The following is an 11,316-nucleotide window of genomic DNA, read 5'->3' as shown; positions in this document are numbered from 1 at the left end:
CGGCCGGGCCGGTATCCCGCCGGCACCCGCGCATCCCCCGCGCGGGTGCCGGTTCGTGTTGTCCGGTCCCGTCCCGGGCGGGCCGTCAGGCCGCGTGGAGCGGGCTGTTCGGCGAGGCGTCCACGGGGCGTGGGCGCCCGGGCGCACTCGCAGTCGTTGTCGTCCTGCCTGATGGTGTGGCGCCCGCCGGCGCCGGGTACGAGCATGCCGACGGGCCCGGTGGTAGGTCCGTGGTCGCAACCCGGCGGGAACATTCGATGTGTCCCCGGTAACAGGGGCTTCGGTACGCTTTTCTATATCGCCACAGGCAGGAGACACCGATGAAGCGCAGGCGCCACAGTTCTCGTGGCGTGCCGTGGACGCGGTTGCGACGCCGCACCTCCGGGCTGCTGTGGGGACTCCCGACGGTGCCCAGCCCGCGCGGATGGGCACGTGTCGGTCCGGAGATGCGCGCGCGGATCGCCCGGCACTCCGTCTTCACCGCGGTGTCGGCTGTCGTGCTCAGCTATGCGCTGATCGGTCTCGAGACGTTCCTGCTGGTGCAATTGTCCTTCAACGGCGGACAGCTCACCTTCGCCGAGACTCTCGGCGCCCCCAACTTCCCGGCGGTCGTCGGTGCGATCGTCACCGGCATCGTCGTCAACGTCGTGTTCGGACTCCTGGTCTTCCGCCCGCAGCTGGAGTGGTTCGTCAGTTGCCGGCCCGCCGATCACGCACGCCGACGGGCGGTGCAGCGCGTTCCCGGCATGCAACTGCTCGTCTCGGTCGCGGCATGGGTCTCGGCCGCCCTGTTCTATGTCGCGGTCGCCGACGACCTCACCCTTGCCACGGTCGCCGGTGTCGCGGTCGCGTTCACCCTTGCCGGCGCGTCGAGCGCGTGCCTGACCTACCTGTTCGTCGAACGGGCGTCCCGGCCCCTGTCGATCGTGGTCCTCGAGGACTTCCCGGCCACCCACGTGATGCACGGTGTCCGCATCCGGTTGATGGTGGTGTGGGTGGTCTGTTCGGCGATCCCGATGATCGGTCTCTTGACCGTCAACGCCGGACGGTTCACCGGACTGCTGCCCGACGTCGCCGGTGCCGTGGACTGGACCACGGTGGTGCTCACCCTCGTCGCGCTCGCCGCCGGCGCCCGCGTCATCGCGCTCGTGGGTCAGGCCCTCGCCGACCCTCTCACCGAGATGCACCTCGCCGTCCACCGCGTAGAGCACGGCGACTACAACGCACGCGTCCCGGTCTACGACTCGTCAGAACTCGGTGTGCTGCAGCACGGATTCAACGAGATGGTGAAGGGCCTCGCCGAGCGCGAGCGGATGCGCGAGATCTTCGCCCGTCACGTCGGAGACACCGTCGCCGATCTCGCCATCTCCGATGGGATCGGCATGCACGGCACCAACACCCGGGTCGGGGTGCTGTTCGTCGACATCGTCGGCTCGACCAAGCTCTCCCAGGACCGCAGCCCCGACGACGTCGCCGAACTGCTCAACGCCTTCTTCAGCATCGTGTTCGACGTCGTCGACCACAACCAGGGCTTCGTCAACAAGTTCGAGGGTGATGCGGCACTCGCCATCTTCGGCGCGCCCGTCGAGATCGAGGACCCCGCCGGCCACGCCCTCGCCGCCGCCCGCGAGCTCGCCGACCGCCTCGCCAACAGCCTCGACATCCGCTGGGGGATCGGCGTCTCCTACGGGGAGGTGTTCGCCGGCAACATCGGCCACGAACGCCGCTACGAGTACACCGTCATCGGGGACCCGGTCAACGAGTGTTCGAGGCTGTCGGACATGGCCAAGACGGGCCGCGTTCCGGCGCTCGCCGGCGGGGCTGCGATCGAGGTGGCCGGTACCGAGGCGCAGGAATGGGAACTGCTCGGCAGCCGCATCATGCGCGGGCGGTCGGTGCCGACCGAGTTCTACGCCCCTCGGGAACTCGTGAACCGACTCGGATCGTCGACGAACGTGATCGCCGAACTGTTACGCCCGGCGCGCAAGATCGTCGGGGCCAACCTGAAAACGGGGCTGTTCGGCGGGTGAGCGCCGGGTCGTGGCCGTGCGTTCGCAACCGGTGGCGAACCGTTGACGCCGCACTCGGCCGTCAATAGCGTGGGGGCGCAGGGCCGCGGCGCAGGTGCCCGGCCGCACGACCAGCACAGGGGGCTCGGACATGAGTGGTTGGACCTCGGCGAACATTCCCGACCAGACCGGACGCACCTTCGTGGTGACCGGCGCCAACAGCGGCCTCGGTGCCGAAGCGGCCACCGCGCTCGTCGGGGCCGGGGCAGAGGTCATCCTGGCCTGTCGGAACACCGTCAAGGCGGATGCCGTCGCCCAGCGGCTCGGACCCAAGGCGACGGTGGCGAAACTCGACCTCGCCGACCTCGCATCGGTGCGCAGCTTCGCCGAATCCGTTACCGGGGCAGACGTTCTCATCAACAATGCCGGCCTGATGGCGGTACCGCTGCAACGTACCGCCGACGGTTTCGAGATGCAGATCGGCACCAATCATCTCGGCCACTTCGCACTCACCGCACTGCTGCTGCCGAAGATCTCCGACCGGGTGGTGACCGTGTCGTCGGGGCTCCACCAGCTCGGCAATCTGCAACTCGACGACCTGAACTGGGAGAAGCGTCGCTACAACCGTTGGCGTGCCTACGGCGACTCGAAGCTCGCGAATCTCATGTTCGGGCTGGAGCTGGCGCATCGGTTGCGGGACGCCGGATCGTCGAAGCAGTCGTTCGTCGCGCATCCCGGCTATGCCGCGACGGAACTCCAGGGGCGCACCGAGACGGTCATGGACTTCCTCATGAAGCTGACCAACAAGACGCCGATGGTGCAGTCGGCCGCTGCAGGCGCCTGGCCGGAACTGTATGCCGCGACGATGCCCGGTCTCGAGTCCGGAACCTACTACGGACCAACGCAATTCTTCGGGCTGCACGGTGCACCGGGGCGGAACCGATACAAGAAGATCGCCGACGACGCGTCAGTGCGCGCACGGCTCTGGGAGGAGTCGGAGAAGCTGACGGGCGTGACATTCGACGTGGCATCGGCTGGCTGAGGCCACCAACGCAGAGTGCGGGCCGAGCGTCGGAAAGCGACACTCGGCCCGCACCTTTCGGATCGGCCGGGAAAGCCGGCTATCGCACCGAGAACGCGATGCTGTTCGACGCCCCGGAGATGGTGTCGGTGACGCGGATCGTGAAATCGCCGGCGCCCTTGAAGAAGTACGACTTCACCGCGGTGCAGTCGCGGGTCTTGAAGAGCGCTGCCTCCTTGGGCACCTTCGGGCCGGACAGGCGGACCTCCATGCGGCACTCGTCGCCGTCGACGATCGGGCCGGCCTCGATGATCGAGTTCCAGCGCACGCCCAGGCGTGAGTTCCGCGGGAAGGTGCCCGGCGAGAGCTCGCGGGCGTTCTTCGGGTTGTAGACCCAGACGTTGATCGAGCGGACGCCGTTCGGTGCGTCCTTGCGGCCGAGCTTGCCGTAATGGGTGACCTTGTCGCCCGACGACCCCAGCGCAGCGCTGCCGGAATCCAGGCTTCCGCTCGCGCTGCCGAACATGTCGCCGACGGGATCGGCGGTCGCCGGAGCGATCGGGATCAGGATGGCGGCTGCGGCCAACAGGCCGGCGACACCGGTGCGCTTCATCGAAGTGGGTTCCCCTCGTACGGTTTATAACGAAATGATTAAAGCAAAGTAGCGCGCCGTCGGCTGTGGGCTGTTTCACACCTTGCCGCGGTGGCGCAGGGGCGACCAGCGGGAGTGTCGGCGGAATGCGAACGTCTGCGAGGCGTCCCGGGCCGTACCGACTCCTGATCGGTTGTCACGCGGCGTCGCGGCGTCGCCGGATCACCATCGTGAGCTGGATGATCGCGGCCGCGACCGCGGCGATCACCGGGATGTAGACCAGTACGTCGGAGCTGCCGCTCGCGATCTCCCGGACGGGAAAGATCATGAGCGGGAGAACCAGGCACCAGGTTCCGACGCCTGGGGTGCCGGCATCGGCGTGGTCGGTGGAGTGGTCTGCGTCGCTCATCGTTGCACGGGGTCGGCCTTGGCGGTTTCGGCGTATGGATCGACACCGATACTAGTGAAGGTGCGAACCCGGTCCTTCCGGGCCGTGATATCGAAAATGTGTTCGATATGGGTGTATTGTGACCGGCATGTCCATCGGCATCCAGGGCTCGTTGTTCGCCGAGGCCGACATCGAACCGACCCTCGGCGACCTCGCGGCGACGACGCGCCGGCCGCTTGCCGACGGCGCATGGGTGGACCTGTGTCCCGGCTGGATCGGTGGCCCGGACGAGCTGTTCGAGCGACTCCGGCGCGACGTGCCGTGGCGGGCGGAACGCAGGCAGATGTACGACCGGGTGGTCGACGTCCCTCGGCTGGTGTCGATCTATCAGGCCGACGACCCGTTCCCGGACCCGCTGATCACCGAGATGCGGTCTGCACTGTCACAGCACTATCGCGAGGAGCTGCCGGAGGGTTTCGCGACAGCGGGGATCAGCCTGTATCGCGACGGCAACGACTCGGTGGCCTGGCACGGCGACCGTATCGGCCGGTCGGCGACCCACGACACGATGGTTGCGATCATCTCCCTCGGCGCCCCGCGGCCGCTCTTGCTCCGGCCCCGTGGTGGCGGGAGGTCGTTGAGGTTCACGTTGTCGTCGGGCGACCTGCTCGTGATGGGCGGCAATTGCCAGCGGACGTGGGAGCACGCCGTGCCGAAGGTGCGCGGAGCCGGGGCGCGGATCAGCATCCAGCTGCGGCCGCCGGGTGTGTGGTGACGGCCGGCGTCAGGATGTAGAAGTCGTGGACGCCATGACCCGCTGAGTTCTACGAAATCCGTTGGAGCACGGATGTGTTGGGGCGTGGGGGAGCATGCGCCGCTGGCGCATGCTCCCCCACGCGTCTAGCCGGCGTTCGAGATCGGCTCGATCGGCAACCGCAGCGCGGCCGGCGCGTGGGCCGGGACCGTCGGGCGGACCGGCGGAACCGGTGCGACCGGACGGTACGGCTCACCGAGAGCCGGACGCGGGTCGGCCTCACCTGCGTTCGGCCACATGGCGAGTGCACGCTCGGCCTGGGCCGTGATCGTCAGGGACGGGTTCACGCCGAGGTTCGCAGAGACCGCCGAACCGTCGACGACGTGCAGACCCGGATGGTTGAACACCCGGTGGTACGGGTCGATCACACCGTCCTCGGCCGAGTTCCCGATCGAGCAACCGCCCAGGAAGTGCGCGGTCATCGGGATGTTCAGCCAGTCGACGAACGAACCGCCCGGATCGCCGTCGATCTCGTCGGCGACGCGGCGAACGGCCTCGTGGCCCTCCGGAATCCAGGTCGGCGGCGGGTCGCCGGCGCCCTTCCGGCTGCGCAGCATCGGACCGAAACGACCACGGCCGGAGAACAACTCGAGCGAGTTGTCGGCGGTCTGCATCACCAGCGCGATGATGGTGCGCTCCGACCAGTTGCGCACCCAGAGGCTCCGCGCCGTCACGATCGGATGCCGGATCGCCTCGACGATCGCCATCAGCGGCCGCGGCAACGGGCCGTCGCCGTCGATGAGCATCGCCTGGAGCAGGCCGATCAGATTGGAGCCCTTGCCATATCGCACCGGCTCGATGTGGGTGTGGTCGTTGGGGTGGAACGACGAGGTGATCGCGACGCCCTCGGTGTAGTCGACCTTGCGGTTGCGGGCCGTCGCGGCAAGAACCGCCTCGGAGTTGGTGCGGACCACCTTGCCGAGACGCTTCGACAGGCCCGGCAGGTGGCCCTTCTGCTGCATGTCGAGCAGCAGCTTGTTGGTGCCGTAGGTGCCGGCGGCGAACACCACGTGATCGGCGGTGAACACCCGCCGTCCGCGGCGTGACCAGCGACGTCCCGTCCGGTGCGACTCCACGACATACCCGCCCTCCGACCGCGGGTAGACCGTGTCGACGGTGGTCATCGGGATGATCGTCGCCCCGGCCTGTTCGGCCAGGTACAGGTAGTTCTTCACCAGGGTGTTCTTGGCGCCGACGCGGCAGCCCGTCATGCAGGACCCGCAGTCGGTGCACCCGGTGCGTGCCGGGCCGACGCCGCCGAAGAACGGGTCCTCGACGGTCTTGCCGGGCTCGCCGAAGTACACGCCGACCGGCGTGTGCACGAAGGTGTCGCCGGCGCCCATGTCCTGCGCGATCTTGCGGATCACCTTGTCGGCCGGGGTCTCCCGCGGGTAGGTGGTGACGCCGAGCATGCGCGATGCCTGGTCGTAGTAGGGGTCGAGCTCCGAGGCCCAGTCGGTGATCCGGCCCCAGTGCGGGTCGTCGAAGAACGCGGGCAGCGGCCGGTAGAGCGTGTTCGCGTAGTTCAGCGACCCGCCGCCGACGCCGGCGCCCGCCATGACGAGCACGTCGCGGAGGGGATGCATGCGCTGCACGCCGAACAGCCCGAGGGCCGGCGCCCACACGTAATCGCGCAGGCGCCAGCTGGTCTTGGGCAGATCCTCGTCGGCGAACCGCCGTCCCGATTCGAGAACCGCGACGCGGTAACCCTTTTCGGTCAGGCGGAGTGCGGCGACCGAGCCGCCGAAGCCGGAGCCGATGACTATGGCGTCGTAATGATCGGCGTCATGACGATCGGTTCTGGTCACTTGGTGAGAGTCCTTTCGACGGAGTCGGATTCGGTCTCGACAGCATCGGCGCTGTCGGTGGCGGCCTCGACGGCCGGCGCGGTGGCCGGGATGGCGTCGTCGAAGCGGTGGTCGGCGGTCACGAACGTCGACATCATGCGGCGGAAGTCGCTGGTGTACTTCGGCCACATGACCGAGTTGCGGCCGGTGGAGTCGAGGTACCAGCTCGAGCAGCCGCCCGAGTTCCACACGGTCCGTTCGAGTTCGGGGTCGAGCTCGGCGTTGTAGCGGTCCTGCGCGTCCTGGGTGACCTCGAAGACGCTGCGGCCGTTGCGCTTGAGCTCGCCGATCGTCTTCGACATGTAGTACGCCTGCGGCTCCAGCATCAGCACGATCGAGCTGTGGCCGAGGTTGGTGTTGGGGCCGTACAGGAAGAACAGGTTGGGGAAGCCGTGCACCTCGACGCCGCGGTACGCGCGCGGCGAACCCTGCCACGTCTCGGCCAGGGTGCGGCCGTCGCGGCCGGTCACGGCCTTGGCGATGGGCGGCTCGGTCGGGGTGAAGCCGGTGGCGAAGATGACGGTGTCGACCTCGTGCTCACGACCGTCGGCGTCGACCGCGCCGTTCTCGGTGAGCCGCGACAGCGCGCCGGTCACGGTGACGTTCGGGCGCTGCAGCGCCGGGAACCACTTGTTGGTCAGCAGCATCCGCTTGCAGCCGATCTGGTAGTCGGGGGTGAGCCGACGACGCAGATCCTTGTCCTTCACCTGCACGCGGAGCTGGGCCAGCGCGACCGTCTTCGCGATGGGGAGCAGCTTGGGGTTGCGGGCCATCATCGCGACGTAGAACTCGCGGTAGGCCCACACCATCTTGCGGACGAGGCGGTGCACGCCCGGGACGCGGCGGTAGACCGCGCGCTCGAGCGGGCTGATGGTGCGGTCGATGCGGGGCACGACCCACGCCGGGGTGCGCTGGAAGACGGTGAGCTGGTCGACGGTGTCGACGATCTCGGGCACGATCTGGATCGCCGACGCGCCGGTGCCGATGATCGCGACCTTGCGGCCGCGCAGGTCGTGGCTGTGATCCCACTGCGCGGAGTGGAAGACCTTGCCCGAGAACTTCTCCATGCCGGGCACCTCCGGGACGCCCGGCTCCGAGAGAGCGCCGGGGGCGGCCACCAGGAACCGGGTGCGGATCTGACCGCTAGTGGTGTCGACGACCCACTCCTGTGCGGCGCCGTCCCAACGGGCGGCGGTCAGGGAGGTGTTGTAGCGGATCTGATCCTCGTAATCGGCGGCGACCGAGCGAAGGTACTCGTGGATCTCGCCGCGGCGCCCGTAGGTGTGCGACCAGTTCGGGTTCGGGGCGAACGACAGCGAGTACAGCGACGTCGGGACGTCGCATGCCGCGCCCGGGTAGTCGTTCTCGCGCCACACGCCGCCGGCCCCGGCGGCGCGCTCGATGGCGAGGGCCCGCAGCTCCGGATGGTCCTTGCGCAGGCGGTGGAGTGCGGCGAGGCCGCCGAATCCGACGCCGACGACGAGGACGTCGACGCGCTCGGGCAGTGCTCGCGTGCTGGTGTCAGTCATGGTTCAACAGGTCCTTCCAGATGGGCAGGAGGCGGTCGATGTATTCCCGGTCGGCCTCGGGCGAGCGCAGGATGCGCGACACCGCGAGTCCGCGGGCGAGTTCGATGGAGAGTTCGAGTTCTTCGGGGGTGTAGCGGTCGCCGAACAGTTCGGCGCCTCCGACGGCCAGGGCATCGGAGACCTTCTTCTCGAGGGGGATCATCGCCGTGCGCAGGTTGACGTCGGTGCGGGCGGCGACCCACAGCTCGAGCGCGGCGTCGAACAGCGGCCCGCTGAACGCCTCGACGAGGACCTCGAGGCCTTCCTCGCCGGTGCGCGGCCGGGACAGCACCTCGGCGAGGCGTCGCTCCACGAGATGGTCGACGGCCGCGACCACCAACGACTCCCGGGTGGGGAAGTGATGGAGCAGTGCGCCGCGCGAGACGCCAGCCCGCCGGTTGACCTCCTGGGTGGTGGTGCCGGCGTATCCGACCTCGACCAACGCCTCGATCGCCGCGTCGAGAACCCGTGCCTGGGTCGCGGCGGTGCGTTCGGCCTGGGTGCGCCGACGCGGGGTGGTGGTTTGCTCGGTCACGGTGAGCAGCGTAACACAGAAACAGTCCGGACTGTTTGTAAGTTGTGCCGATTTCGGCAAAAGTGCAGTTCGGGGCCGCTGGGGTGATCCGACGTGGGGGCTTCCGAGGCGACGGTCCGCTAGCTGCAGCTAGCGCCTGGGATGCGAACTCGGGACTCTGCGGACGTCGACGTCCGACGCCGACGCGATCGACGGGCCGCGGAGTAGGTTCGACGCATGCGTTTCGGACTCTTCATCCCCCAGGGCTGGCGACTCGATCTCGTGGGCATCGACCCCGCCGACCAGTGGGAGGTGATGTCGTCGCTGGCCGACCGCGCCGAATCCGGCGGCTGGGACTCCATCTGGGTCTACGACCACTTCCACACCGTGCCGCTGCCGACCGACGAGGCGACCCACGAGGCCTGGACGCTGGTGACGGCGTTCGCCGCGACCACCCGGCGCGTCGACATCGGCCAGATGTGCACCGCGATGAGCTATCGAAACCCCATGTACCTCGCCAAGGTCGCCGCCACCGCCGACCTCATCTCCGGCGGCCGGGTCCAGATGGGCATCGGAGCCGGCTGGTACGAGCACGAGTGGCGCGCGTACGGTTACGGATTCCCTTCGGCCGGAGAGCGTCTCGCCCGCCTCGACGAAGGCGTGCAGATCATGAGGCAGGCGTGGGAGACCGGCCGCGCCTTCTTCGCCGGCAAGCACTACAGCGTCGACGGCGCCATCTGCCGGCCGCAGCCGACGGCCGGGAAGCTGCCGCTGTGGATCGCCGGCGGCGGCGAGAAGAAGACGCTGCGCATCGCCGCCAAGTACGCCGACTACACCAACTTCGACGGCACGCCCGCCGGCTTCGCCCACAAATCGGCTGTGCTGCAGCAGCATTGCGCCGACCTCGGACGCGACTTCGATTCGATCGTCAGGTCGGCCAACTACAACGTGATCCTCGGTGAGACCGATGCCGACGTGGAGCGCAAACTCGACGACCTCGAGTCGCGGATCGCGAAGATCGTCGGAGCCGACGCGGCGTCGGGAACCATGGGCGCCTTCCGCGGGATGCCGGCGGTCGGGACCCCGGAGAAGGTCGCCACGAACCTGCGCGCCCTGAAGGACGCCGGGATGGCCTACGGCATCTTCTACTTCCCCAACATCGCGCACGACCTCGAGGACCTGGAGCTCTTCGAGCAGCAGGTGGCGCCCGCGCTACGGTGAGGCCTACAGCCTCCGCAACCGCTCGGCGGCCTCGGCGATGACGTCGTCGCGCTTGGCGAAGGCGAAGCGCACCATGTGGTTCCAGGGGTCCTTGTCGTCGGCGAACACGCTCACCGGGACCGCGGCGACGCCGATGCGCCCGGGCAACGACCGGCAGAACTCGATGCCGTCGTCGATGCCCAACGGGCGCGGGTCGGCGCACACGAAATAGGTTGCCTCGCTGCGGTGCACGTCGAACCCGGCGTCGAGGAGGGCGGCGGTGATCATGTCGCGCTTGGACTGCAGCGCGGCGGCCGAGTGGTGGACCCAGCCCATCTCGTTGTCGAGGGCGTGCGCGACCGCCGGCTGGAACGGCCCCGACCCCACATACGACATGTACTGCTTGGCGGTGCGGGTCGCCGCGACCAGCTCGGGCGGGCCGCTGATCCACCCGACCTTCCAGCCGGTGCAGTTGAACGTCTTGGCCGCGCTCGAGATCCGCAGCGTGCGTTCCCGCATACCCGGCAGCATCGCCAGGGGAGTGTGGGTGCGGCCGTCGAACAGCAGGTGCTCGTACACCTCGTCGGTCACCGCGATGACGTCGAACTCGAGGCAGAGCCGGGCGATCTCGGCGAGATCGTCGTCGGACAGGACGGTGCCGGTCGGGTTGTGCGGGGTGTTCAGCATGAGCACCGCGCTCTTGGGGCCGAAGGCATCGGCGAGGCGGTCGCGGTCGAGCCGGAAGCCGTCGCCGTCGGGGATCAGCGGCACGACGCGGCGGACCCCGCCGGCCATCGCGACCGTCGCCGCATACGAGTCGTAATACGGCTCGATCATGATGACCTCGTCGCCGGGTTCGATCAGGCCGACGATGGCTCCGGCGATCGCCTCGGTCGCGCCGACCGTGACGAGGACCTCCCGGTCGGAGTCGTAGTCGAGGTCGTAGTGCTCGCGCTGGTGACGTGCGACCGCGTGTCGCAACTCCGGCACCCCGATCCCGGGCGGGTACTGGTTGTGGCCGTCGGTGATCGCGCGGCGGGCCGCCTCGAGCATCGACTCCGGGCCGTCGGTGTCGGGGAACCCCTGGCCCAGGTTGATGGCGTCGTGTTCGACGGCCAGCGCCGACATCTCGGCGAAGATCGTCGTCATGAACGGCCGCAGGCGGGTCGTGGTCCGGCTCTCCGAGGACATGGAACCAGGGTGGCACATCACGGGCGAGGCGCCCGGACCGCAGGTGCCCGGCCGCGAGGCCCTGGGGCGATCCCGAGGCGTGGTGTACGGGAGTGGTCCGGTCGACGGACGCCACGTCACCTCATCCTCGCCGTTTGGGCCGAGGGGATGAAAGACTACAGGCGACCCGACG

The 11,316-nt window shown here is 68.7% G+C and carries 10 protein-coding genes; 4 read left to right on the top strand and 6 right to left on the bottom strand.

Features of this window, described 5'->3' with window-relative positions:
- The first annotated feature begins 320 nt into the window (after nt 1-320).
- Nucleotides 321-2,030, top strand: coding sequence for an adenylate/guanylate cyclase domain-containing protein (locus GP2_RS18090; protein ID WP_006902027.1), 1,710 nt, complete (start codon nt 321-323; stop codon nt 2,028-2,030).
- Nucleotides 2,031-2,160: 130 nt separating this feature from the next.
- Complete coding sequence (locus GP2_RS18085; RefSeq protein ID WP_006902026.1) at nt 2,161-3,051, top strand: oxidoreductase; 891 nt, start codon at nt 2,161-2,163, stop codon at nt 3,049-3,051.
- A 79-nt stretch (nt 3,052-3,130) separates the two neighbouring features.
- On the opposite strand, the gene GP2_RS18080 is transcribed toward GP2_RS18085, so the two are convergent.
- Both GP2_RS18080 and GP2_RS18075 read right to left on the bottom strand, forming a co-directional pair.
- Nucleotides 3,131-3,643, bottom strand: coding sequence for a hypothetical protein (locus GP2_RS18080; protein WP_006902025.1), 513 nt, complete (start codon nt 3,641-3,643; stop codon nt 3,131-3,133).
- Nucleotides 3,644-3,818: 175 nt separating this feature from the next.
- Nucleotides 3,819-4,031 (bottom strand): hypothetical protein, encoded by a 213-nt coding sequence (locus GP2_RS18075; RefSeq protein ID WP_006902024.1) that lies wholly within the window; start codon nt 4,029-4,031, stop codon nt 3,819-3,821.
- Between the two features lie 127 nt (nt 4,032-4,158).
- Between GP2_RS18075 and GP2_RS18070 the strand changes: the two genes are divergently transcribed.
- Nucleotides 4,159-4,785: an alpha-ketoglutarate-dependent dioxygenase AlkB gene (locus tag GP2_RS18070; protein WP_040527404.1), complete on the top strand. Its 627-nt coding sequence runs from the start codon at nt 4,159-4,161 to the stop codon at nt 4,783-4,785.
- A 125-nt stretch (nt 4,786-4,910) separates the two neighbouring features.
- Here the strand turns inward: GP2_RS18070 and GP2_RS18065 are convergent, their stop codons facing one another.
- From GP2_RS18065 to GP2_RS18055, 3 genes are read right to left on the bottom strand one after another with little or no spacing between them, the layout of a single operon-like run.
- Nucleotides 4,911-6,632, bottom strand: a complete 1,722-nt coding sequence (locus tag GP2_RS18065) for a GMC oxidoreductase (protein WP_006902021.1) — start codon at nt 6,630-6,632, stop codon at nt 4,911-4,913.
- Nucleotides 6,629-8,200, bottom strand: a complete 1,572-nt coding sequence (locus GP2_RS18060; protein WP_006902020.1) for a flavin-containing monooxygenase — start codon at nt 8,198-8,200, stop codon at nt 6,629-6,631. Before GP2_RS18060 ends, GP2_RS18065 begins: the two co-directional genes overlap by 4 nt.
- Complete coding sequence (locus tag GP2_RS18055; RefSeq protein ID WP_006902019.1) at nt 8,193-8,774, bottom strand: TetR/AcrR family transcriptional regulator; 582 nt, start codon at nt 8,772-8,774, stop codon at nt 8,193-8,195. Before GP2_RS18055 ends, GP2_RS18060 begins: the two co-directional genes overlap by 8 nt.
- A gap of 216 nt (nt 8,775-8,990) precedes the next feature.
- Between GP2_RS18055 and GP2_RS18050 the strand changes: the two genes are divergently transcribed.
- Nucleotides 8,991-9,974, top strand: a complete 984-nt coding sequence (locus tag GP2_RS18050) for an LLM class F420-dependent oxidoreductase (protein ID WP_006902018.1) — start codon at nt 8,991-8,993, stop codon at nt 9,972-9,974.
- A 3-nt stretch (nt 9,975-9,977) separates the two neighbouring features.
- Here GP2_RS18050 and GP2_RS18045 read toward each other — a convergent pair whose 3' ends face one another.
- Complete coding sequence (locus GP2_RS18045; RefSeq protein WP_006902017.1) at nt 9,978-11,144, bottom strand: pyridoxal phosphate-dependent aminotransferase; 1,167 nt, start codon at nt 11,142-11,144, stop codon at nt 9,978-9,980.
- Between the last annotated feature and the right edge of the window lie 172 nt (nt 11,145-11,316).

The organism is Gordonia paraffinivorans NBRC 108238 (assembly GCF_000344155.1).
GTDB classification, from domain to species: domain Bacteria; phylum Actinomycetota; class Actinomycetes; order Mycobacteriales; family Mycobacteriaceae; genus Gordonia; species Gordonia paraffinivorans.
The sequence above is the reverse complement of the archived record's forward strand: the minus strand, read 5'-3'. Positions and strand labels throughout refer to the sequence as shown.